22 protein-coding genes and 2 pseudogenes are annotated in these 23,018 nt (G+C 42.5%); 11 read left to right on the top strand and 13 right to left on the bottom strand.

Features of this window, described 5'->3' with window-relative positions:
* The first annotated feature begins 1,245 nt into the window (after positions 1–1,245).
* The 5 genes from FIS9605_RS0132415 (at position 1,246) to FIS9605_RS46325 (ending at position 5,911) form a co-directional block, all read left to right on the top strand.
* Positions 1,246–3,429 (top strand): protelomerase family protein, encoded by a 2,184-nt coding sequence (locus tag FIS9605_RS0132415; protein WP_026736222.1) that lies wholly within the window; start codon positions 1,246–1,248, stop codon positions 3,427–3,429.
* 232 nt (positions 3,430–3,661) lie between these two features.
* Positions 3,662–4,381, top strand: a complete 720-nt coding sequence (locus FIS9605_RS0132410) for a hypothetical protein (RefSeq protein WP_197036217.1) — start codon at positions 3,662–3,664, stop codon at positions 4,379–4,381.
* A 537-nt stretch (positions 4,382–4,918) separates the two neighbouring features.
* Positions 4,919–5,134 carry a hypothetical protein gene (locus FIS9605_RS0132405; protein ID WP_026736079.1) on the top strand — a complete coding sequence of 72 codons (216 nt, stop codon included), beginning with the start codon at positions 4,919–4,921 and terminating at the stop codon, positions 5,132–5,134.
* Complete coding sequence (locus tag FIS9605_RS0132400) at positions 5,127–5,540, top strand: hypothetical protein (protein WP_026736220.1); 414 nt, start codon at positions 5,127–5,129, stop codon at positions 5,538–5,540. The genes FIS9605_RS0132405 and FIS9605_RS0132400 overlap by 8 nt, the downstream gene beginning before the upstream one ends.
* 239 nt (positions 5,541–5,779) lie before the next feature.
* A complete protein-coding gene (locus tag FIS9605_RS46325) occupies positions 5,780–5,911 on the top strand; it encodes a hypothetical protein (RefSeq protein ID WP_269321111.1) in 132 nt (43 codons plus the stop codon).
* Between the two features lie 15 nt (positions 5,912–5,926).
* On the opposite strand, the gene FIS9605_RS0132395 is transcribed toward FIS9605_RS46325, so the two are convergent.
* From FIS9605_RS0132395 to FIS9605_RS0132370, 7 genes and pseudogenes are all read right to left on the bottom strand, one after another.
* Complete coding sequence (locus FIS9605_RS0132395) at positions 5,927–6,064, bottom strand: hypothetical protein (protein WP_197036216.1); 138 nt, start codon at positions 6,062–6,064, stop codon at positions 5,927–5,929.
* Between the two features lie 530 nt (positions 6,065–6,594).
* The gene (locus tag FIS9605_RS0132390) at positions 6,595–10,440 is read right to left on the bottom strand and encodes a hypothetical protein (protein WP_026736218.1); all 3,846 of its coding nucleotides are present in this window, start codon (positions 10,438–10,440) and stop codon (positions 6,595–6,597) included.
* A gap of 254 nt (positions 10,441–10,694) precedes the next feature.
* Positions 10,695–11,060 (bottom strand): four helix bundle protein, encoded by a 366-nt coding sequence (locus FIS9605_RS0132385; protein WP_026736217.1) that lies wholly within the window; start codon positions 11,058–11,060, stop codon positions 10,695–10,697.
* A 44-nt stretch (positions 11,061–11,104) separates the two neighbouring features.
* Complete coding sequence (locus tag FIS9605_RS41545) at positions 11,105–11,374, bottom strand: hypothetical protein (protein ID WP_072032453.1); 270 nt, start codon at positions 11,372–11,374, stop codon at positions 11,105–11,107.
* A 16-nt stretch (positions 11,375–11,390) separates the two neighbouring features.
* On the bottom strand, positions 11,391–11,555 hold the full coding sequence (locus tag FIS9605_RS46470) for a four helix bundle protein (protein WP_331280988.1): 165 nt from the start codon (positions 11,553–11,555) through the stop codon (positions 11,391–11,393).
* Positions 11,556–11,858: 303 nt separating this feature from the next.
* Positions 11,859–12,167 (bottom strand): annotated as a pseudogene (locus tag FIS9605_RS0132375) (hypothetical protein); the annotation flags it as partial.
* 95 nt (positions 12,168–12,262) lie between these two features.
* Entirely contained in the window at positions 12,263–13,123 is an 861-nt protein-coding gene (locus FIS9605_RS0132370) for a hypothetical protein (RefSeq protein WP_035140505.1), read from the bottom strand.
* A gap of 198 nt (positions 13,124–13,321) precedes the next feature.
* On the opposite strand from FIS9605_RS0132370, the gene FIS9605_RS0132365 reads away from it, so the two are divergent.
* Positions 13,322–13,576 (top strand): hypothetical protein, encoded by a 255-nt coding sequence (locus FIS9605_RS0132365; RefSeq protein ID WP_026736213.1) that lies wholly within the window; start codon positions 13,322–13,324, stop codon positions 13,574–13,576.
* 455 nt (positions 13,577–14,031) lie between these two features.
* Here FIS9605_RS0132365 and FIS9605_RS0132355 read toward each other — a convergent pair whose 3' ends face one another.
* Positions 14,032–14,367: a hypothetical protein gene (locus FIS9605_RS0132355; protein ID WP_026736211.1), complete on the bottom strand. Its 336-nt coding sequence runs from the start codon at positions 14,365–14,367 to the stop codon at positions 14,032–14,034.
* Between the two features lie 165 nt (positions 14,368–14,532).
* Here FIS9605_RS0132355 and FIS9605_RS0132350 point away from each other — a divergent pair, with 165 nt between their 5' ends.
* Positions 14,533–14,742 (top strand): hypothetical protein, encoded by a 210-nt coding sequence (locus tag FIS9605_RS0132350; RefSeq protein WP_231510544.1) that lies wholly within the window; start codon positions 14,533–14,535, stop codon positions 14,740–14,742.
* A gap of 386 nt (positions 14,743–15,128) precedes the next feature.
* On the opposite strand, the gene FIS9605_RS43525 is transcribed toward FIS9605_RS0132350, so the two are convergent.
* Positions 15,129–15,314, bottom strand: coding sequence for a hypothetical protein (locus tag FIS9605_RS43525; RefSeq protein ID WP_155960639.1), 186 nt, complete (start codon positions 15,312–15,314; stop codon positions 15,129–15,131).
* A gap of 591 nt (positions 15,315–15,905) precedes the next feature.
* On the opposite strand from FIS9605_RS43525, the gene FIS9605_RS46840 reads away from it, so the two are divergent.
* Positions 15,906–16,031: a hypothetical protein gene (locus tag FIS9605_RS46840; RefSeq protein WP_442854747.1), complete on the top strand. Its 126-nt coding sequence runs from the start codon at positions 15,906–15,908 to the stop codon at positions 16,029–16,031.
* Positions 15,992–16,123: a hypothetical protein gene (locus FIS9605_RS46320; protein ID WP_269321110.1), complete on the top strand. Its 132-nt coding sequence runs from the start codon at positions 15,992–15,994 to the stop codon at positions 16,121–16,123. The genes FIS9605_RS46840 and FIS9605_RS46320 overlap by 40 nt, the downstream gene beginning before the upstream one ends.
* A 94-nt stretch (positions 16,124–16,217) precedes the next feature.
* On the opposite strand, the gene corA is transcribed toward FIS9605_RS46320, so the two are convergent.
* Positions 16,218–17,378 (bottom strand): magnesium/cobalt transporter CorA, encoded by a 1,161-nt coding sequence (gene corA / locus FIS9605_RS39125; RefSeq protein WP_051470227.1) that lies wholly within the window; start codon positions 17,376–17,378, stop codon positions 16,218–16,220.
* Positions 17,379–17,903: 525 nt separating this feature from the next.
* Between corA and FIS9605_RS43520 the strand changes: the two genes are divergently transcribed.
* Complete coding sequence (locus FIS9605_RS43520; RefSeq protein WP_155960638.1) at positions 17,904–18,227, top strand: hypothetical protein; 324 nt, start codon at positions 17,904–17,906, stop codon at positions 18,225–18,227.
* Positions 18,228–18,422: 195 nt separating this feature from the next.
* Here FIS9605_RS43520 and FIS9605_RS39120 read toward each other — a convergent pair whose 3' ends face one another.
* A complete protein-coding gene (locus tag FIS9605_RS39120; protein ID WP_231510543.1) occupies positions 18,423–19,661 on the bottom strand; it encodes an integrase catalytic domain-containing protein in 1,239 nt (412 codons plus the stop codon).
* Positions 19,662–19,989: 328 nt separating this feature from the next.
* A pseudogene (locus FIS9605_RS39115) lies at positions 19,990–21,649 on the bottom strand (IS1634 family transposase).
* Between the two features lie 502 nt (positions 21,650–22,151).
* Between FIS9605_RS39115 and FIS9605_RS43515 the strand changes: the two are divergent.
* Positions 22,152–22,322, top strand: a complete 171-nt coding sequence (locus FIS9605_RS43515; protein ID WP_155960637.1) for a hypothetical protein — start codon at positions 22,152–22,154, stop codon at positions 22,320–22,322.
* A gap of 183 nt (positions 22,323–22,505) precedes the next feature.
* Here the strand turns inward: FIS9605_RS43515 and FIS9605_RS0132315 are convergent, their stop codons facing one another.
* Positions 22,506–22,817, bottom strand: coding sequence for a hypothetical protein (locus FIS9605_RS0132315; protein ID WP_026736209.1), 312 nt, complete (start codon positions 22,815–22,817; stop codon positions 22,506–22,508).
* Positions 22,818–23,018 lie beyond the last annotated feature (201 nt).

Here is a 23,018-nt window from a genome sequence, read left to right as displayed (position 1 = left end):
CAATAAGCCGGGTGGGACATCGCGTTTTTTGGAATTCCAAAAAACGCGATGTCCCACCCGGCTTATTGATTAGATTTACTTATGTATTTAAATTGCTTATATTTTTATTCATATCTGCGTTAATTAGCTTATGCTTGCATTGTTGTATTAATTTATACTTAGCATTGCAGACTTGCATTGCATACATGCAAAAGCTTTGCTGCACAAGGGTTACACATATTTGCGTCAAAGAGCGTGACTCCATAAACAATTTCCGGCTTGGTAAGGAATTCCATAAAAGCATAAGTCTGCTGCAAAAAAATGTATTAAACAAGAAAATATTTGTATGCATTTGCGGTGATTGAAGTAGTTTCATAAGCCGTTTTTATCATAAAAATCCCCTTTGATTTTGATGCTTTGCGATTGGCGATCGCATGCGAAGGTGCCATTCGACTCAAACCCCTCAAAAACAGCCTTTTACAGCCTATACAGCCTATCGACCATTTCTCTACTCTATATCAACCATTTTACTTGTGTACGAAAATCGCGTTGCTCCCTTTATGGCTTACTCTTCTTTTTTATGCTGACAGCTTATATGTATACTAACCGATTTCACTGTATACTTAGTTTTCTAGTATACTAAAAATTCCCGAAACCCGAAACACACAATCAATTCGCAAAAGCGTTCGCCTACGGCGGGCGCTCTGCGCCATCGCCGCCCTATTTGCTCCCTTTAGCTACAGCCGCCACAGCCGCCATTCGACTTCATTAAATCTTTCTATGAAATTATTCCCTTAACTCTCCATCAATCACCTCGTAGCACATTCTCTTTTCTATTATTTCATAATCAAAACACCAAAACAATCTCGCAGATCTACCTATATACAAATATATCTCTACCAAAACAGACAAGAATTACCGCAGCGATCGGTTTCATTTTTTCGCAGGTTATCTGGGCAACCTTGGCAAGTGTCACGGCAGGGTTATTTGTCAATAATCATGATTAACTGAGAAGAACCTGCCTACGCATACCCTCTCCACGATATCTATACGGCGCACTCGCGTTTACTCGTGGGGAAGGTTGCCCAGATTTACTTAGATATTCCCAAGGCCTGAAAAATCCAGAACAATCGCAACTTTTCACTACACATATCTACACATATTTTGATCTAACGCTGGCGAGACATCTGTATGCGTGTTAGTATATCTGTATAGAAATCGAGCTTTACCGACCATTTGTAACCTTGATAATACAATTGTGGTACAATGAGCCTCGCAACACAATTTGACCTTACTCGCTCATCCATTGTAGAAAACTACCGCAAAAGAATTCAAGCTGGGGAGCGCACCCGTTTAACTCGCTGTGAGCGAGAAACTTTAACGTTGATTCTCCTAGATCGATTGATATCCCTCAACCAAAATGGACAAGACAGCCTTGAGCGGATTCGAGAACTTTGTGACTCTGAGAAAGCTTTGCTAGAAGAAGGTTTTCCCCAAAGCTCTATCAACAGTGTATATTTGCCAAATTACACGCGAGTTATCAAAGAAGCGATCGCCAACGGTCGCTTGCACCTTAACGACCAAAACAGCTACCCGAAAAAATGGACAAAACGTGACGGCAGTGATTCTGGTACAACTCAAACACACTACGCTCTTGAGTTTCTAACCTATGATACTGCGACTCAAAACCAACTACGATCGCTTACCACTGCCAATAACAACCAGCGACAAGACAACCTACAGGGCATACGTGTATACGAATATCTTGCCAAAGTCCAAGAATTGCTGCTCTCCTGTGAACCTGAAATTTTAACGATCGCGATCGCAGCGCTGACTGGACGCCGACACACTGAAGTAGTTAGCGTCGGGCAATTTCTACCAACTCAACATCCTTACTTGATTCACTTTCAAGGACAACAGAAAAAAGCTGACGCGGTAGGCTATAACATTCTTAGCTTAATTGCTGCTAGTGAATTACTACCAGTCATTGAACGCTATCGGACTATGCCCACAATGCAAGCACTAGCAGGACTTGATGACACTCACCCACAAGTGGAAGCTTTCAACTCCCGTGTGAATCGACGAGTGCAAACAATTTTTGGAGATACAGGACTAGTACCTGTTCTCGAAGGTTTTAAGACTGTTTCAATTCATCGGTTGAGAGCTTTGTATGGAGCGATCGCCATTCACTTTTTCTGCCGGGACAACCAACATATACATCGCTTCCTTCAAAATTACTTAGGACACGTCCTCGACTCTGAGATTACCGCTGCCAATTCCAGAGCCACTGACCACTATTTTCATTACTATTTGGTTGATGACAATGGCACACCTATTACGAGGCGGGGAGTTAAACTCAAAGCCGATACCACACTACCAGATCACCCCCAACAAGAGGCTCTTGAGCAGGGAGCGCAAAGCTCGGGAGAAATTCCTCCCCCTGCAAAGAGCACCCTGCAAAGAGCCTCTTCAGGTGGCAGTATTATTGAGAAAGAAGCAGTCTCGCCATCCACGCAACAACTACCATTTGACAGCAGTCAATTGCAGCGCCTTTGTGCTGTACTCGACGCAATCTACCCAAACCAGCCACAAGAGCAGCAAATGTCTGAACTACTCAACGCTCTTGAATCACGCTTACAGTCGCTTAATAACGATGATTGGATGGTGAAACTTATCCCACCCTCCGACAATACACCAGTTGTAGAAGCGGCTGGCAACCCCAATCATCTAGAACCAACACAACAGCAACAGCCGCATCGCGAATATAGCGAAATCCCAAAACAAACACCTCAGCCAATCATTGACCTTTCTCAAACTCTGGCATTGCTTACACAGCAAGTCATTACCCTCAGCCAACAAGTCACTGAACTTACCATCGAGCGAGATAGTGCCAAGGCTCGCCTACAAGATATTGATGCCAGCAAATCTGAACTTGAACACCTAATAGCTGAAAATTTACACCTCAAGCAAGCCCAATCCTCTCTCCTAGCGGCTTACAACGAATTATTACAAAACAATCACACCCCATCCCACCTAAGCAAGGGAGGAATCGGGAGTGTGGGGAGAGGGGGGAGAGAGGGGAGAACACAAGTGTGGGAAGAACACAAGTGTGAGGAACTTCCCACACCAGAGGTACCTCCCACACTCCCCACACTCCCCACCCCGACCAAACCCGGTAGCGCTCTACACCGAGCCATCCAAGTCTTCCAAGCCATCAAACAATGGAACCACCAGCATCCAGAAAGCACTTTCGCCATCACCCAATGCTTGCTTGAACGCGATTTCCACATTTACCGCAATGCTGTACAGCAGTTTTTAACTGCTTACCATCAACAAATCCAGCAACACCACAACTCTATTGGCGTCAAAAACGAACGTGGGCACAACCGCAAACCTGGCCGCAATCTCCAACTACTCAAGAACTTTGTTAATCACGCCATTGGTAAGTAGGAGTGTTGGAGCGTTGGAGCGTGGTTAGTGGTTAGTGGTTAGTGGTTAGTGGTTAGTAATGAGTAATAAGCAAGTAGTAAGCTCGCGACTTAGATATACGTATATACCCACTTGTATACGCATATTCCCAATGGCTCGAACACCCAAGCGCAATTACCGCGCGAATAACAGGTGTATGATTTAAAAGCAGGTAGCTCTACCAGTCATCTGAGATCAAATGCCCAAATCGCCAATGCCTAGCTCAAGACAAAGCCAAACTGTTGAGGTAACAGGGTCTAACACGTACCAGAATGGGGACAATGCGGTAAATGTTCTAACCCTAGTTGAGTTGTCCAAAACTTTGGCATTACTAACACAAGAAGTTTTAAACCTACGCCAACAAATTACTACGTTGAAGGCACAGCACACAACAACCGATGCCGAACTGGAAACTGAAATTACAAACCTTATAGCCGAGAATACACGATTAAAGCAATCTCAAGCATTATTGTTAAAAGCTTATAACCAATTGTTAGAAAACAAATATCACTACTCTACTCAACAACAAGAGGCAAGGGGGCACTTTGCTCTTTGCAAGGGGGAGGAAGAGGTTTCGGGCAGGGCGCTCTTAGCAGAGGGGAAAGTTCTTTCTTCCCCCTGCTCAGAGCTAAGAGCTCCCATGCCTCTTCAAAGTGTCCCAGCTGGTAGCGCACAACAACGGGCGATGCGGATTTTCTTAGCACTCAAACAGTGGAACCACCAGTATCCCAATCGCAGCTTTGCTTTCACTAAGCGCTTGCTAGAGCGTGAATGGCGCATCCACCCTGGCGCTGTCAAGCAGTTTTTTACTGCCTACCAAGACGATATTTGCCATTATCACGACTCTATCGGTGTGGTAAATTCCCACACTCACAACCGTCAAAAAGGCAGAAATCTTCACGAACTTAAGGCTTTTATTCGCGACAGACTCTAGCTGATAAGCTTCATTACCTTCAAGCTATACGTGTATACGTATATCCCCAAAAAGTACAAGAATTGCTTCGCTCCTGTGAACCTGAAATTTTGACTGGACGCCGACACGCGCTCGGTTGTTTCGCTCGGACAGTTCCAACCCACACAGCATCCGTTACCTAAGCATCCTGACAAAACCTTTGCAATTACAAAAGGACTGCTTGAGCGTGAATTCGGCATTCATCGAAATGCTACACAACAATTTCTCACAAACTACCACGAGAAGATCGAGCAGTACCACGACTCAGAAGGCATCATCAACTCGCAACAGGCAACCGACAATCCGGTAGAGATATTGAACAACTCAAGGCTTTTGTCCATAAGATTTTGAATTGTTAGGAGAAATCGTAAAAAAATCCCAGCTAAGAACGAATGGGAGCCGCACCCTATTAAATTTGAGCTTTTAGAATACCTTGAGCCTTACAAGCTAAGCAAAATAATGATTTTACAGGTTATCCTAAATATTGATATCAAATCAGTAAACACGCACTTGTTAACAATGGTATCTACTGAGTTAGTGGAACAATTACGCAGACTTAATCGCGTAGATAAACTTCAAGTTATTCAACTTTTGGCTGCCGAGCTAGCAAACGAAGAAAATAATCTGATAAAGTCTGGTGCGTCCTATCCCGTTTGGTCTCCCTACGACGCAGTAGAGGCGGCCAATATCATGTTAGAGGCTTTGAATGCCGAAACTTCCTTAAATCATGAGTAACCCAGCAAGATATTCTTTTGTTTCAACTGATAGCAGTTCGGGAGAAGCAAGCTTCAAGCCTTTTTTGCCACTGACGTTGAATTATAGGGAAAAATCACAGAAAGTTATTGGGCTTTTGGATACAGGAGCAATGGTAAATGTTCTTCCCTATCAAGTTGGAGTTGAATTAGGAGTAGTTTGGGAACAGCAAACAACCATGCTTCAATTATCAGGTAACTTAGCTCAGTTTGAAGCACGAGTGTTAATTTTATCTGCTACTGTTGGGCAATTTCCGAGTGTTAGGTTGGTATTTGCTTGGACGCAGGCTACTCAGATACCACTCTTGTTAGGACAAGCTAACTTTTTCATGGAATTTGATGTTTGTTTTTATCGCTCTCAAAAGATATTTGAGGTGATTCCAAAATAGACCGAATTGATGACACACAGGAGCAGTTTTGTTTGTTCCAATCAAGAGTGTTGTTGTTGAAGGGCGATCGCTACTCCAAACTTCGTAGCCCGTAGCCACCACCAAACCAAGCTCTTGGGAAGGGAGAAGGGTGCATGCGAGATGGATTCTCCCCCTTGCGCCCTGCAAAGTGCAAAGAGCCTCTTCTCACCACCTATATATAAATAGATTAATCAATTCATGACTACCAATTTCCCAATATGACTACCATCGATGGTGGCTACATGCGGCGACCCGAGGCTGTCGAGCGTCCACCGAGACTCATTCTTCTTCATCCCCGACCAATACGACCAACTTATATCCCCGTAGTCACCACCTATATAAATAAATAGATAATCAATCAATGACTACCATATCCCCAATATTGACGCCCCATCGATGGTGGCTACCAAACAGCGATCGCAATCGATGCGCTCCAAATCCTTTACAACAGCTTTAAGCTGTCGGGTGTAGTCACCACCTATATAAACAAATAGATTAATCAATCCATGACTACCCCCCAACCCAATATCGACTACCACGCTTTGGTGACTACGGCTTGTGCGGAGCCCGTAGTATATGTAGTGGTAGCCACCACTCATAATAAATAAATAGATAAATCAATCAATGACTACCACCCAACCCAATATTGAATACGGCAGATGGTGGCTACGGCTTATACTACACCAGTAGCATGTGTAGCGGTAGCCACCCCCTATATAAATAAATAGATAACTAATCAATGACTACTGTATTCCCAGTATGACTACGACTGGTGGTGACTACGGTTTGTGCGGAGCCCGTAGTATATGTAGCGGTAGCCACCATCTATATAAATAAATAGATAACCAATCCATGACTACCACCCAACGCTTGGGTTGACGCTCAGCAGGTGGTGACTACGGTTTATGCTACACCCGTAGTATGTGTAGCGGTAGCCACTACCTATATAAATAAATAGTGAATCAATTCTTGACTACCACCCAACCCAATATTCTTTTGAATTTTGCGGGCGTGGAATTTTGAATTGTTTTGGTCATGCCGCCATCTCAAAACACTCTCGTTGCCACACGATCATGGAGAGCCCAGAAACAAGTTCCACAACTGCCTTGAAGAATTTCGAGGGTGGTTTGTCTTGGAGTGTTTTAAGGGTCGCCTGCTTCCATTGGGAGCAATGCCACACCCAGCAAGGCTTTCCGGCTGTCTCTTGTTGTGGTTCGGGTGTCGAACCTGGTGCGCTCACTCCAAGACATGGTTGTACCACAATTTCAGTTGGTGCTATGTTCTGGGCTATCGATTCTGGCTTATCCCACTCCTGGGTTTGCCCACAGGGCTTTTTGTCTGATGATTTGGTGGCATCATTTTCGTTTAGTTTTATAGAATAAGACCGAATCGATGCCACCCGCTCAGACTCGATATAGTTGGTTACATCCCCTATCGATTCTGGCTTATCCCACTCCTGGGTTTGCCCACAGGGCTTTTTGTCTGATGATTTGGTGGCATCGTTTTCGTTTAGTTCTATAGAATAAGACCGAATCGATGCCACCAAGTCGGAGTCATTTCGATTGAGTGCGACTTGGTGTATCCGGTTGTTGAGGTCTGCTCGGTGCTGTTGCTCCCACTCCCGTTGCTGCTGCATCCGAGCGATCGCCATTGGAGCGGATAAGTAGGTAGCATCATCGATAGATTTTTCACCCCTTCGCTTCAGACACTGATCAATGTCGGACAAAAAGCCATTAATTGCCTCTGGTGCCTGGGCAGTGTACCATCTGCGATCCTTAGTCTTCCTTGAGTGCCTACTTACAAGCCCAAAATAATCCAAAAACCTATCGACCATCGTCTTGATGTGGGACAACTTCTTGTGAGATTTTTTAGCTTTGGGTATTCCAATCAGGTTGAAATATTCTTGTTGAGAGTAATACTCCTCAACGATAGTTAGCACCCAATCATCTTGGCTGGAGAACTCTGATGCTTCAATTATTTGCCCAACCCCCAATACTTTAAGTGCATCAATCTTGGTAGTACTTGCCTTCCACACTTGGTCAGCTGTGAAGCCATGCTCAAAGCACCAGGAGTGCGAATTCTTAAAAACAGAAGCAGCCAATTCCTCCTGTTGTAGCTGCATCAATCGCCAGCGTTTGTTGATGAACTGGGGGTCGTCAATCAGTAAAGCTTTAACCAGTTGAGGCGACCAGCTAGGTGTATCCTCAATTCCAGGCAACAGATGTTTCAATCGTGCTTTGGCAATTTGACACTTTTGGTCGTAATTCACATCCTTTTTCATTAATTCCTGCGCTTTTTCCCATTCAATATCGGGTGAGTCGAATATTTTCTTTGCCTCTCGTTCCTTAATTATTTCTTTAGTTTCCTTGACCTGGGAATGCTGCCCTTCGTCGGCTTTTTCAACATGGTCGATGACTATATTTCCTGCTTGAGCTAACGCAGTCTTGAGGCACATTTTCAAATTTTGATGCTCGTACTTCAACTGCTTGGCATCCTCAAGAGAAGCCAAAAACCAAGGGTCAGAGGAGAATTTCGTAGCCATCTCGTCAAACATGTTGGCTACGAAGTCGCTATTAATCAAACGCTCGTCCGCTTCTTTTGCCGATTCGAGCAACCAATTAATGCGCGTGAGCAATACCTCCTCTACCTGCGCCATCGGATACGGACATGGGTCTTTGGTGATGTTGACAAATTCAGGACAAGCCACGTAAATAGGCACATCCGTATCTCTCAAGCGCCCCGACATCTGAAGCAGTGTATTAACTCCAACGGTTCCCCTAATATCGAGACACACCACATCGAAATAATCGTATAAATCAATCGACAGCCCAGATTCTGCACTGGGACTAAGGCTAGTTGAATCAAGCAACTGCGTGACAATAAAATCCTTCGGGTTTGACTGGAATTGTTTGGCTAATTCTTCATGACTGGTCTTACCATCTAACCGATAATGCTTATGGCCAATGCCAGTCAACATTTCGTCTGCCAGTTCACAACTTCTTTGAGAATCGCTAATCCAAAGTACTTTACCGACTGCCTTGGCTTTTTCTACTAGTTGAGAGGGCAAATACTTTGCACCCTGAGTGTATTCTTTTGTGCTGCTTTCTGTCTCCAAAAAAATAAATTTTCTTGGCTTAGTCGGATGAATGCTATCGAGTACTTTGATTCTCTTTGATGGAAATAATGCTCTTAGAAATTCGACATCTCTATCAGATACAAACGCATCCATCATGATGGCAAAGCTGGAATTTCTAATTGCATTTACATCCCATTCAATTGCTTGCTGCTGTCTGTCTTTTAGTGTTCCTCCTCCCTTTAGATGATTGAAAATTGAGCAGACTTCATCATGAATCAAAATGTATTCCGGATTGTGCTCAATTACCTTGTCAAACTTTTGGAAACTATCAGCACACCCGCAGTACAGTTTCGTACTATCATCAAGTCTGAAATCAATTCTTTGACCCTGAATTATGTCAAGGGTGTCCTTGATGTGAATGGCGCTAAGTCCTGCACTATTGGCTCTATATACCGTATTCCCCATTAGAGAATTACGGTAACTCACAGCTAGGGCGACCTTACCTAAGCGTTTTAAATATTCAATCAAGGCATTGGTTTTACCTCCTCCCAAGGCTTTGCGAACTATCAAGATATCACACTCTTTTTCGATTCTTTGGGGAATAGACAGCCATTTTTCATGCTGAATAATATCGGCAGTTAACTTGACTCTTCTTTTTGCCCAATCTTGAAACTGTTTATTAACAGAGCCTTTTTCTGTGTCAAACACCGCCCTGTACTTTTTCAGAAATGATTCAAGTTTTAAGCATCGAACGATTGATAAATCTTTCAGTTCATCAATGTCACCTTGAGATTTATGGATTTGATTCCATTCAAGCACCTTGATTTCTAAATTGACAAAATTCTCTTGAAGCCAACCAAAAAGATTAAGTAAATTTTTAGCAACAGCTTTATTTAGAGCAAAGCCGGCATCTGGGATAACATTTATTGGCAATTCACCATAAACAGCGATCGCTTGTTTGATATATTTTTCCAAAAGCTTTGGTGATGATAGCCACTGTCCACCCGCCGCGCCAATTACAAGGTAGTTGAGCTTCTGGCTTACCCAAAATGGCTTTGCCCCCACTCCCTCGACAATCGCAATTCCTGACGGCTTGCCAGATGGCGGATGAAACACCGCTAATGGCAATTCATCCTCCGGTTGCACTTTCAACGTTGCTGTTGAAGGTGTGGACAGCCATTTGTAGCGATTTCCATCAACAGGATTATGTAGTCGCAGTTGTGCCGCAACAATGCGTCCCGAGAAATCCTGTACTGGGCAGAGGTAGCCGCCACTTCCAACCGCCAACGACCAACCATTTTTACTTATACCTGGTAGTTGTGTGTCATATTTGTTGTTTAGCCACTGCCATTCTCTAACTGATTTGAAGCCACTTCTAGCAATTTCCTCGTCGGTAAAACCACGTCCTTTCAAGTCGGCAGTTGTTGCTGGGTCAACTTTCAATCCTCCCAGGATTTCAGAGTAGAGATTGTGGCGATCGCTCGCTGACAATGCCCGATGGCGTCGTTTGTTCTGTTCGGCTTTGCGCTTGTTGTCGCGTAGTTGCTTTTCTTGTAGACGCCGAGTCTCAAGAGAACGCTTGGCTTGTTCGGAGAGGTTGCCAGTGTAGGGTTTAAAGCTTGCCGTGTGCCCGTTGGATTCCTTGACGCAAACAAACCCGCCGACAACCTCACCTAAAGAGGCATCGACATGAGTGTGACAAAGAATAAAGTCTTCATCGTCTCGATTGTACCGACAGGATGCCGAATCACTGTTGCAAACTGGGCAAGGATTTCCTTTGCTGAAAGGCTTAGGACTAAACATCCTGCACCTCTCTTGCTGAATATTTTGTCACTTTTGCTACTCCGTGTTGGTCATGGGAGTAGCCCCCTATGGTCTTCGCGTTGATAGATTGCTAGCTTAATAGATGAAATATGTTTTCTTTAGCTGGGTTGTTTCCGCAGCTGGGTGAACGATTACCAGTCGTTCTTGGTGTTTGGCTAGCAAGCTTACCCCGAAAGCTTTAGGAAGCTACCCGCTTTTTTACGAATTCAAAATTCAAAATTCAAAATTCAAAATTATTTAGAATTGTTCTGCTTGGTTTTGACTATTATTGCGGCGATTATTTTGATGATTTCTTCACTTTCTGTTAGTAATGACAACAATTTTGATGATTCGATTATTTGTGTACTTATCAAAATTCTCAACCAATATCTTGTTTCTCTAGCTTCTTTAAGAGCAATTTCTAGTTTATGTACAAAATCAGCTTTACTTTGAGCAGATTGAGATTCTTCTACGTTTGCACCTATAGACGTTCCAGACCTAATTAATTGTTTATATAAAACTCGTCCAACTCCTGGCTTCTCATCTAAGACTTTGCACAAATTCACTATTCTGACTGAAAAATTAAATCTTCTATTCGTAATGTCTATTTGTTGGCTCATTGCTTGGTAATTCCTCTTATTTCCGGATTAACTCTCGTATATTATTACTTCTGAAATTTTGAATTTTGAATTTTGAATTTTGAATTACATTGCTGCATCCATGCCCTAATTGCCGCTACCTCCTCCTTTCCACCAGCAACAGCATCAACTACATACTGTTGATATGAACTGGCAGCAGTATTGGGATTATCAAATTTATCTGTTGCCCAAGCCAAACACATGGTCTGAACCAACTCATCAACAGAGCTTGCATCAAGCTGGCTCGGACGCGAGACATCCTGAAATTGCAACCACTTCTTCAATTCAAAATTCAAAATTCAAAATTCAAAATTATTTGGAATTGTTCTGCTTGGTTTTGACTATTATCGCAGCGATTATTTTGATGAGTTCTTCACTTTCTGTTAGTAATGACAACAATTTTGATGATTCGATTATTTGCGTAGTTATCAGAATTCTCAACCAATATCTTGTTTCTCTAGCTTCTTTAAGAGCAATTTCTAGTTTATGTACAAAGTCAGCTTTGCTTTGAGCAGATTGAGATTATTCAACGTTTGCCCCGATAGAGGTTCCAGACTTAATACTTAATTAATTGTTTGTATAAAACTCGTCCAACTCCTGAATTTTCATCTAACACTTTGCATAAGTTTACTATTCGGACGGCAAAATTAAATGTTCTATTCGTAATATCTATTTGTTGGTTCATAGCTTGGTAATTACTCTGTTATAATCGTGATTATTCTATGCATCTTAGCAGATTACTCCTTCTTTTATTTTGAATTTTGAATTTTGAATTTTGAATTGTTTTGCTGCTAACAAGAATGTTTTGGCGAAGTTGGTTTCAACGCCTGTGCGAATAATATAAACTTCGTCCGCCGAGACAACAATGTCTAGTTTAATATTGTCCTTTCCTTTGAATTCTCTGGTCGTCAATCGTAGCTCGGTTAAATATCCCGTTAATCCTCTTTGTTGGACAATTATCTTTTTATTTTGATTGGTGTCGTAGCGATACCACAGATAAGATTCTCCGTTTAATTCACCTTGATTTACGTAAAGGTAAATCGGTAATGGTGGATTGCACAATCCAAGCTTTATTTCAGTTGTGTTCATCATAAGTTAAGCAATATTAATCAGCTGTTTCACTCTCATTGATGTTTGAAGGCTAGAGCACACTTGTTCAAAGCGATCGCCCTTTTTCGTTTGGACTACGCTGCTACCAAATCCTCAGTTTCATCCGTTGGCTTATACTTCAAAAGCCGATTCCATTCTCTAGGAGTTAACTGGTCAAAAGGACGGTCTAATAACTGTTCACAACCCATCGCTGCTGTACTGGGTGTAGCTGGTTCTTCAATTTTGCATTTTGAATTTTGAATTTTGAATTGTTTTGCTGACACCATCGACAGCGACCACACCGCATCAAACGCACTATCACATGGCACTTGGGTTTGGGTTTCATTTGGCTGGAAAACAAGTCCAGCCTTAATAGACCCAGCGATTGGTACTGTTGGCGTATCAAAACAACCCAGAAGGCTGGACTTGTTTTTTGCGCCGTATCCAAGGTCTGCTGAGGATGCGAGTACTACCCACCATCTACCGTTGCTGCAACCTACTTGACCCAGTTTCTGGTTATCTTTATATATGCCGTCCTCCAGTAGTTCTAGCCCAAATTTCTCGCATTCGTGGGCAATAGATGCCATGATTTCGTTACCAGTGGTAGTCGCTGGAGTTTCTTCTTCTTGTACTGGTAATTCACCCTGCTTGTAGTGGTAAGTAATGTAACTGTGACATTTAGCCCAAGTGCTTGCACGGTGTATCTCAACCGAGTTAATCATCACTACCCAACGTTGTGTCTCAAAATCATCATCCTCATGAGTAATCCGAGCAATCAGCTTTTGAGCGTGGTATATTTCATGCTCATAGAAGCTGATTTCAACTGATGTCAATTCTTCTGGGGCTATGGCTTGAGCCTGTGCTTCTATGTATTCTTCCAGTTCGGCTTGGGCTATAACTTGTTCGTCAACAAAAGGGTCGAAAAGTGCTTGCTGTGTTTGGGTTTTGTAAGTCATAATTGAAATCTCCGTAATTAGGAACAAAAGGCGATCGCACAGTTGTCCAGACAGGGCGGTCGTCTTTTGTTTTTGACATGAATCTAATCTAAGCCATTTATACTATACTTGTCAATACAATACAATACCAATAATTCAATACCTTGCAATACAAGGTTGAGCGAGAGTAAATTGAGGGTATAGCGACGAGGAAAACCTATGGCTTCCAAAAAACAAAGAACTTTTATCTCGTTTGAAATAGACCCCGAAACAAGAGAGGCGTTCAGCCAGCAATTGAAATCTGAAGGCAAAACAGTATCGGCTGTTCTTAAGCAATTCATTGAAAATTACTTAAGCTCTGCTGAACAACCTAAGTCCCCTCAAGACTTAACCGAGGTCATTAAACGACTCGAAGAAGTTGAGAAAAAAGTTGGAATCGAGAACAAAAGACTAGTGGGGGAATCAGCCGCCTGAGAGATGAAAATGAATCTCTCAGGCGAACTCACACCCAACTACTTGAATTACTAAATAAAGAAAAGCCCGCCCCCTATCAGGCGGGTTAACTTTTTATAAGGGTTCTCACTTTGCTCACAAATGCTGCCAAGCCTAGCAATTAGAGCGGGGTTTATTGAGAATAAAACCATTTTTTTTGCAATAACACCCGCTCTAATTGCCTGCCTCCTCGAAAAATACTGAGTTTTGACGAAGGATTTAACAAGGCTTGGCAGCATTTGGTAGGTTTTGTCCAAGGGAGACTCTGTATTGATAGGTATATTAATTTCAATACGGAGTCCATGAAAACTTTAACACTAATACCAACCCACCGATGCGAGGAGCTGTACATCGCTGTACAGTGACTGATTAGGCACTTGCCCTGAAAAAAGATACCAGCCGTCATAACCCAGATCCACGCCACACAACGAATAAACTCAAAACACGGCTGGTATCTTTTTTTTGCGGTCTCCCCTTAACTGTCGTTGTGACAAATTGTTGTCGTTGCCCAAATGTTCAGTTTGAATTTTGAATTGGTTCACCTCTTCTGGGGCTATAGCTGATGCCTGTGCTTCTATGTATTCTTCCAGTTCGGCTTGGGCAAAAGCTTGAGAGTCAACAGCAATATCAGAGGATTTTAGTTGAGACAGCTTGTAGCTAGCTCTAGCTTGCTGTGTATAGGCTATTTGAGGCATAATAGTATCTCCTGTAAAAAGGTCAAAAGGTAATCGCTTTTGCTTACCAGGCTCAGGGCGATTGCCTTTTGCTTGCATAGATATAGCATAGGCATTGTCTAGCTTGATGTCAATGCTTTTTTAGATTTTGTATATGCAGAATTTAAACAAGCTTTGTATATCAAGGAAAAATAAGCATAGGCATTGCATAGACGAAAAAAGCAGGCTAGTCTATGTATAGACAGATAAACTATAGGAAGCATTATGGGTCAGCTAAACATCCGAATAGATGATGAGTTGAAAGAAGCTTTTATTAGGAAAGCCAAGGAGAATAACACCTCAGCCACAGAACTACTAATTGAATACATGAAACAGTATTTAGCGTCTCCCCAGAAAAATGAATCTCAGAGAATAGAAGAGCTAGAAAGAAGGTTAGTAAGGGTAGAGCAAACATTGGGGGAATTAGCGGCCTGAGAAGCGAGATCCAGTTTCTCAGGCAGTGGCGTGAACGTGTTCGTAAATCTTTAAAAACTAACTTTAGATCCCCTGACAACGAGTCAGGGGATTTTGCATAAAAGTGATCCATAAAAATAAATGCCCAGCCTTATATTTATTCAACTATTCCAGTATTGTTCGTAGAGGTCGCACAGCGCCTAATGGCGCTGTGCAAGGCTGGGCATTTATTTGTTGGCAGTATACTAAATACCCTGTATATACGTTTGTATGCAATGCATTGACCAATCTATGCATTGCCTATTTTCTAGCTAGGTAGAAATCAAATTAAAGATTCAGATGAAATTTTTTTTGTAGAGGTGGTGCAAACAGCTGCACATATAGGGCTACACCAAGGCATATACGAGTTAAGCATCGTTGTCTAACTCAAACCAAACAACTGCGATCGCTCGCCCGAGCAACCCACTACTGCCCTTTATAGGCAGAGGAGCAGGGCAAGGCTGTTGGTGTTCATCTGGTCGCAAACGCGCTACTGTACTCAACTGATGGCGTTGCTTGGGGCTATCCCACCCCATGCAACAGGCGATCGCCATGTCACAAGGGGTGGTGTATACGCCTTCACTCTTTGGCGGTGGATGTGCACGCTTGTGATACGGCGGTTTTCAATGGAGGGGTAAGAAGGGCGATTGCTCCTCACAAGAGTGCCGACTTAACTCCTGTTTGGACACGTTAAGCCACACACCTTGGGGCGATCCCTGCAACACAACCAAAGCTTTCACTACTAGTAGTCTGCCACAAAGATTTTGACGGGCTAAAGGAGTTTGTAGTAAGCACGCTTGCTGCTTAAATGAGGGCTAAAGCCCTCACTACAAACCTATCAAAATTAGTGTGGTGGACTACTAGCCGTCATTAAACTGACTTAACAACGAGCGCGATCGCCAACCCTTGATTCCTCTTATGATAGAGGTTACGGAATTGGGAGCACCCTTAACAGAATTCACAATACACAATATTAGACAACAGTAGGGGGCGCAAGTAATGCACCCTACAGGCTGCACCAAACTATTGACTAGCTCAAACATGCCGGGCGTAAGTAAGTTTTCAGCCACTGCACCGCACGACTCAAACGCTTTACTGGCACCTGACGGCGTGATTTAGGCGCAGCACAGATACAGCAAATTGTTATGACGGCGGCATACCTGCAATGCCCCTACGAGTGTCCTGCCTCAAAAATCCACAGTCCGCAACAGGCGTGCGATCGCGCTAGGGGATGGCTGCACCCGCCGCTCCCGATGCAGGAGGTGGTATGACCGTCACAGCAGCAGCAGATTTGTGCGGTACCAAACCCAGTCTTGAAAAGGCTGGCATTGCTGAGCGTAACTTTGCGATCACCCTATATTGACATTCACTCAATTTTTGTACAAATGGTCAAATTTGTTGGCTAGAATCTTTATACAATTTACTTATGGCGTTGCACAGGTCGTGGGTTGTCCACTCTAATTTCTCCGACGTTTGCCCTGCGTTCGCCGATGACTTGTGACTGCTGCGAAGTTTGTGAACCAGCCTCTGTGCCAGAAAAAGACAATCATAGCGATTGCCATGAGCACCATTACGACTAGGGTGGCGACGTACCCCCAATACCAATTGAGTTCAGGCATATTGAAGGGAGATTTGTCAGTGTTAAAGTTCATGCCATAAATTCCAGCGATAAACGTCAGGGGAATGAAAATGCTGGAAATAATCGTCAAGGTTTTCATGACTTCGTTCATTCGGTTGCTGACGGAAGATAAATACACATCTGTCAGACTCGAAGCAAGTTCGCGGTAGGTTTCAACGATGTCTAGAACTTGAACGGCATGGTCGTAGCAATCGCGCAAGTAGAGTCGCACCTCATGGCTGATTAACTCACTACTGTCTCGAATCAGTGCATTAACGGCATCTCGCTGCGGCCAAATGGCGCGTCGAAGCTCCAAAAGATCTCGTTTAATTTCGTAGATCCGCTCTAAGGTTTGTGGAGTCGCAGATGTTACTACCTCTGCTTCTAATTCCTCAATCAACTCACCATACATTTCCAGGATTGGGAAAAACCCATCAATGATCGCATCAATTAAGGCATACATCAGATAATCAACGCCTGAGTTGCGAATCAGCGATCGACTCGATTGAATCCGTTCTCGGACAAACTCTAAGCAATCATAGTAGGGTTCTTCCTGGACAGTCAGTAGATAGTTCTCACCTAGGACTAAACTGATTTGCTCGCTCATAAAGCTTTTGCCATCTTGTCGCAGCGACACCATCCGGGCAACGATCACGATCTGATCCTCGTATTCCTCGATTTTGGGACGTTGAGGAACGTGAATAATGTCTTCTAACGCCAGGGGATGCAGGTTGAACACTTGTTTGAGTTGTTCCCAGGTTTGGGCATCGCCTAAGCCACCAATATCCACCCAAGAAATTGATTCGCTGTCTAGATACAAAATACACTCTTGAGGATGTTTAATATCAACCTTTTGAACTTGAGATTGGTTGTAGTCGAGCAGGGTAATTTTTGGGGGAGGTGCATCGGGGCGAAAGTGAACGACTCCAGGCGCAGCGCCAAGTTCGTTAAAAAACTTAGTCCGGGCAGGGGATGTAGTATAGCGGCGTTGTTGTGTCATTGTTGTTCCTGATTGGGGTTTGATTTTTTCGCTCTTTATCTAGGCAAAGGAGGCAAGTGTCACCAAAAGAGGGTAGTGTTGTAGATATGTTGATGATCAAATCATCGTTGAAACCCCAGCATTTTGACTGTTGCGAGTGTCTGAGAGTTGTCACCCTGAAAGCTATATACAGTAGTACTTCAGACAAGTTGGCACTTGATGACAACTACTCCAACATTAGCCTTATTTAGTCGAGCAATGGGTGGAATAATGGTTGCTGACTGGCCAATCAGGAGCGCTTCACTCCATGCGTTGTGGAACTAGAAAACAAATTGGAAACAGCATTGGGAGTGATCGCTCGTGTCAAAGGGGCACTTGCACCCCTGGTGGTGCGAGAAGATGTTACGGTCTAGTCTTAGACGCAAAGAGGCACACTTGTTTTATAAAAAAATTGGCTATACCAATATAAAACAGTCTTTGTCGGTTCAAATTCACAAGAGCCTACCAAGCAGCAGTCATTGAGAGGTTTACAACGAGTTACGGCGATTGCGGATTAATCTTGAACCGTGTTTAGAGGTAGTGAAGAAGTATTGGGATAATGTTCAGGGAGCGATCGCACATGTCAAAGGGGCACTTGCACCCCTGGTAGTGCGACAACCCGACTGCTCCCGGTTCACGCCTTGCTCCAAACGCAGTCGGGCTAAGGGCAAGAATGTGGTGACAACGGATGTGAGTCGGTGGTTTACTTGGGCTAGAAAGCACCCTAGCAGCAATCGCCCTCCTCACAAGCAGTGGTGTATACGCCTTCACTCTTTGGCGGTGGATGTGCGCTCAGAGGATGCGAAGCTTTCCATTGCAGCAGTAATGTGATTTGAATCATATTTTGACCAAACGGACACGATATGCTTCACAACTTCAAGCATGAGTTTATAAATAAAAATGATAATCATACAGTCGGGGGAGAGAGGGTTGAGCGTTGCTCAACCCTCTCTCTTTAAAAGAAAAAAGGAGAGGATGCCTGCGGCATCCTCTCCCCCTAACACTTTGATTATCATTTTCAAAAACTTAATAACTCGTACTTTTTCCCACAGCATCTCGCTGAGGTTTGCGTTGTCCGACACGTGTACCGGACTTTTTCTTACTGTTTAGTGCTGTTTGCTCTTGTACGTTCTCGTTTGTGGCGCTCGCCTCGATTATGCGTTCGGACGACGGGACATCTGGAGTCGTCATCAGGTTAGTACTCTCTTCACTAAGCGGCTTCGGGGTAATTTCATCAGAAGTAGTAGATGCAGTTTTCTTGCGAGTCTGCTTTTGTCCTGGCTGAACTTTAGCCGTTCCTTTCTGGGTGGAAGGACGTGTTGCCATCAGGAAATCCTCGTCATAAGCAATACGTTTGTGTAAGCGTTCTCCGGCGTTTGACAATCCTTCGGTATAAACAACAGATGGGGATGCCCCTAATGAGTCATGGTGGTTGGAATCATAAATCTCGTAAGCCCACTTGCACAGGTGAGTGTATAAATCTCCCAGATTCCAAACAGCTAACTGTTTTGGGTCAACAGTTTTAGTCAGTTGCCTCGGCTGCTTGCTTGCTTGGGTGTTACCCAGTAAGTTGTAGAGAAACTCAGTATTTGTTGTCCCAAATAATCGTTCAATTACTGACCCAAAACGGGGCTTGCCACCAGGACGTATTTTTTTGGTGCAGTGATAGCGGGCAAGTAAAGTGTCAAAATATATACTATTGAATTCTTTACCGCCATCAACTACGAGTGTTGAGGGAAAACGACCAAAGCGCTGGACGACTAGACGCAGCCCCATCATGCAACTTCTGTAAGAAGGAGGGTCAAAAGTCAAATATGCTGATAATATTCGACGACTAAAAGCGTCGGTTAATAAGGTTAGCCAGGGTTTTCCAAGTAATCTTGCGGTGGCAGTTGAGCGTAATTCGATATCAAGCTCAGTATGGTCTATATGTACTACCTCTAAAGGACGTATCCCATGCGGGTGTGTATTTTTTTCTAGTTCCCAGACAAAAGGCTCTGTTGGATATGCGGAAGAAGCCCCCTGGCGCTTTAAAGTCTGCTCGTGGATTGGGCGTTTTTTTAGACGTTGGTAAAAAGTGCGGTTACTAAGAGGTTGTATGTTTAATGCACTACAAGCTCGGACATATGCCCGATATACCGCAGCGGCTGTCGCTTGTCTTGGTGTCTCAAAATGCTCTTTAATAAATTTATCTAATAATTCACTCGCATCTGTTGGTGCTTTTGGTAGGCGATTCCCTTGTTTGGTTGCACGCCTGAGTAACACCCATTCCGCACCCCAACTGTCACAAACGGTAATTACTGAGTGAAATCTCTAAAAAAAGAATAAAACTATACTCTTTTTCTTATAAAAACAGGTGAGAAAGTGTGCAAACTGAGATATGAGCCATCCAAGTCATTCTCAATTATTAGCAATAAGATGGCAACAGATTTTCTGTCATCATTAATAGATAAATTTCTATATTTTATTAAATAAACTTGTGGTTTGACTAATGTATAAGACTCATCAAAAAATTATTAGACATAATTATTTAAAGCTATTTTCTTAAAAAAATAGCTAGTTAATGGAGAAATTATATATTTAAAAAATTTAATTATGTAACTAATCGATAATAACGCTGACAGTCTTCAGGCAAGAGATTTAGAATCAAGTTTCGTTCTTGATTCCAATTAGAAACTTGTTTTTCTTCATGAAAAGTCACGAGATGAATTGATTGAAAAGATTGGAATATCCACTTTAATGTAGGATTATCTACAGGCTTTCCTAGCTGATTCTTAACAGTTAGTCCTGACTCATATAAAGCTAGCCGTATTTGTCGCTGCGCTAACTTGTAGACTAACAAGCATAAACCCATTATCATTGCCAATGCTTCGATTCTTTCTGGTCTTTTGAGATAAACGCTATTTGCAAAAAATGATGGATCTTTGAGAAAAGCAAATCCTCGCTCACATGATTGCTGTGCTTTATATTGGTAAATCATCGTACTATTGCCAAGCTGACTTGACTCTAAAACATTTGTCGCAATAATAAATCTTCCAGCACTCAAAGAATCCTGACTTATTTTAGTTTCATCCTTTGTGATTGTGGCTGATATTTGATAAACATCTGAGAGAATTAAAGATGCTTGTGGTTTTGGTGTTATTACAGTTACTTTAAATTTCTCAATTTGATGATATTTGAACTGTTTATCAAGCTTTGATAATGCTTTCAGCGCATCAGCTTCACAGGCAAATTTTTCGGAAGCTAACTTCTTCAAGTCACTACGAGCTTTTTCTTCAGCTTTCAAGATTTTTTGTGAAAGTTTTCGTAAATCTGCTTCTCTTCTTTCTTGGCTTTGTACAACTAACCATCTCTGTTTTATTCCACCGTAATCACTTTCAGTAGCTAGAAATGAATATCCTTTTAGTTCGCTTTCGGTAAAGTTTGATTCTGGTAGTGTTGAGACTAATGATTGTGCTGATTTTAAACTCAACGGGACTCTACATAGCCATCTCATTTCCGACATGAGTTGGAGATTTGCTTCTGTATATAAAGCGCAATCTGCCACTATTAAACTATCTAATTGGATTTGCTTTTTATATTCAATGGCAATTTCTCCAAAGTACGAAGAATCTACTCTATTTCCAGATGCTGATTTAAAAAACAAGGGGATGTCTCCATCCCCCGTACATATTAATTCTATTAAAAATTGTTTTAAGTCCGGTCTATGATCTCGCGAATATCCATAGGTAATATTTATCGCTTCTTTGGATTTTAACTGTGATTCTTCTTGGTTTAATTCGTCTTCAACTTTTGAATTTTCAAATATCACTTCTGGTAAGGGGGTTTTATATTCCCCGTGTACGTGTATTGATGATGAGTCTAAGTGTGATGTTGTTGTCTCTATTTTAAATTTTTGGACAACATTTAAGCTGACTGCTAAAAATATGGTTTCTAGTCCAGCCAGAAACATTTTATCCATCACTCTACCAAGTTTGTCATCATTTAAATACTCGGCTCTGACTCCCTCGCCTATCAAATGCTCGCAAGGAATCGATTCAAAAAATTTGGGGAACATATATAAAGGCTGAGATACAAATCCTAATCCATTTAAAATCATGGCTTTCACTACGTGACCAGCACTTACCTTTTCGTCTTCTTCTTTTCCCAACAAATCATTAATAATTTCTACTAATCCAATGGCGTCTACTATTCCTGCTACTATCCCGTTTAGGGTCTATATTCAGTATAGACATCTCTTCAACATTAAACATAACACCAGAATTCTCCTCAGCAATTCTGGTTTGATTTTTATACATTTCTTTTGAGAAAACTTAAATTTTTCTATTTCTTTTATTTTCTTGACTCAATTCTCAAAGGAATTGACTCCAGCTTCAGAATGGGAATATCTCTCCACGGGTCTTAGATTTTAATGCTACTATTTCTCAACAGTTTGATTAAACTCTTTTCTTGACTTAGTTATTTTGTACTATTTTTTTCGGAGTTTTTTGTATGTGACACTTAGGGTGCGGAAGGGGGGTACTACTGCTTTGCGTAACAGCTTAGCGTTTTTAAACCATTAGGTAGCACAGGAAAACGCACGCCTGTAGCAGATTGGTTTCAAGGCACGTCAACCTCCGATTGTGCTGGCTCCGGTCTGGTGGGGTCGTTTATACGCTCCTTGGGAGAGGCGGTGGATATTGACCTTATGGATGCGGCGGTTTCCATTGCCCCAAGTAAGAAAGGCGATCGCTCACAAGGTGGGAGATTGCTTATTTGGAATCAGTAGCTAGTTATACTGACCAGTTGCTCCCGTTCAGAACTTCCACTCCCAATGCCATGCAGTCTCTACCAGTATTGCTCCCGCAAGAGCGATCGCTCCTCACAAGAGTGCCAACTTCACCCCTGGGGAGGACAATCACCCAAAAAGCGTGTTCAGCAACTTAGAAACAGCAACTTTTCAACTCTAATTAGTTTGGGGTTAACAACACTTAGTAAGCGTTCCGATTGACTCATGCTCAAATACAGGTTAAGTCTGAAATTATTTAGCCATATATTTCAGGCTTAGACCTGTTTTCTTTTACTTTTAATAATTTGAATACCAGCCTCACCACGAAAGTCTTATACACCCTACTGGTCGTCTCCAACTTCAAACTTGCCGATGTAGCGTTGGCGAGCCTTAGCAACTAAGTAGTGATGGGTAAACCATATGCTACCTATCCAACCAGCGAACAGTCCTGCTGTTTGTGCTATTTCTACTTCTTCCTGCACGCACCTCTCGCTCTGTCGGTTACATACAGCACTCGAAAAAAAGTACTTAAAAGCGTTAATAAACAAAATGTTGAAGCCCAGGAATATCAGAAACACGAAAAATTTTTGCAGACCTGTGCGCTTAATCGTAATTTGACGCTTATTCCTGTCGATAACGTATTGAGTCTTCATCACTCCCTCCTATATCTAGGCTATGCATTACCCAGATCTTTCCTAAAAGAAATACAACTCAGAAAAATTTAGTTTGACCTCAAAATGGGCTTTGCAGTACTTAACTTTTATTTCTGAATTTCCTTACTTCTAGTCTTACCCTCAAAGGCATACTTAGTGTGAAACATCTCTTACCAGCACGATTGTGGATTACTTATCAAA

The organism is Fischerella sp. PCC 9605 (genome assembly GCF_000517105.1).
In the GTDB taxonomy this organism is placed as follows: Bacteria; Cyanobacteriota; Cyanobacteriia; order Cyanobacteriales; family Nostocaceae; genus PCC9605.
The sequence above is the reverse complement of the archived record's forward strand: the minus strand, read 5'-3'. Positions and strand labels throughout refer to the sequence as shown.

What these genes read in the sequence shown, in the direction of transcription:
- FIS9605_RS46320 (WP_269321110.1), top strand. Translation starts at nt 15,992, where the DNA reads ATGGCTGCACCCGCCGCTCCCGATGCAGGAGGTGGTATGACCGTCACA.
- FIS9605_RS0132355 (WP_026736211.1), bottom strand. Translation starts at nt 14,367, where the DNA reads ATGCAAGCAAAAGGCAATCGCCCTGAGCCTGGTAAGCAAAAGCGATTA.
- FIS9605_RS0132350 (WP_231510544.1), top strand. Translation starts at nt 14,533, where the DNA reads ATGGGTCAGCTAAACATCCGAATAGATGATGAGTTGAAAGAAGCTTTT.
- FIS9605_RS46840 (WP_442854747.1), top strand. Translation starts at nt 15,906, where the DNA reads ATGACGGCGGCATACCTGCAATGCCCCTACGAGTGTCCTGCCTCAAAA.
- FIS9605_RS0132410 (WP_197036217.1), top strand. Translation starts at nt 3,662, where the DNA reads ATGCCTAGCTCAAGACAAAGCCAAACTGTTGAGGTAACAGGGTCTAAC.
- FIS9605_RS0132365 (WP_026736213.1), top strand. Translation starts at nt 13,322, where the DNA reads ATGGCTTCCAAAAAACAAAGAACTTTTATCTCGTTTGAAATAGACCCC.
- FIS9605_RS43525 (WP_155960639.1), bottom strand. Translation starts at nt 15,314, where the DNA reads ATGGCGATCGCCTGTTGCATGGGGTGGGATAGCCCCAAGCAACGCCAT.
- FIS9605_RS0132405 (WP_026736079.1), top strand. Translation starts at nt 4,919, where the DNA reads ATGGTATCTACTGAGTTAGTGGAACAATTACGCAGACTTAATCGCGTA.
- corA (WP_051470227.1), bottom strand. Translation starts at nt 17,378, where the DNA reads ATGACACAACAACGCCGCTATACTACATCCCCTGCCCGGACTAAGTTT.
- FIS9605_RS0132315 (WP_026736209.1), bottom strand. Translation starts at nt 22,817, where the DNA reads ATGAAGACTCAATACGTTATCGACAGGAATAAGCGTCAAATTACGATT.
- FIS9605_RS46325 (WP_269321111.1), top strand. Translation starts at nt 5,780, where the DNA reads ATGACTACCATCGATGGTGGCTACATGCGGCGACCCGAGGCTGTCGAG.
- FIS9605_RS0132385 (WP_026736217.1), bottom strand. Translation starts at nt 11,060, where the DNA reads ATGAGCCAACAAATAGACATTACGAATAGAAGATTTAATTTTTCAGTC.
- FIS9605_RS0132415 (WP_026736222.1), top strand. Translation starts at nt 1,246, where the DNA reads ATGAGCCTCGCAACACAATTTGACCTTACTCGCTCATCCATTGTAGAA.
- FIS9605_RS0132390 (WP_026736218.1), bottom strand. Translation starts at nt 10,440, where the DNA reads ATGTTTAGTCCTAAGCCTTTCAGCAAAGGAAATCCTTGCCCAGTTTGC.
- FIS9605_RS0132370 (WP_035140505.1), bottom strand. Translation starts at nt 13,123, where the DNA reads ATGACTTACAAAACCCAAACACAGCAAGCACTTTTCGACCCTTTTGTT.
- FIS9605_RS0132400 (WP_026736220.1), top strand. Translation starts at nt 5,127, where the DNA reads ATGAGTAACCCAGCAAGATATTCTTTTGTTTCAACTGATAGCAGTTCG.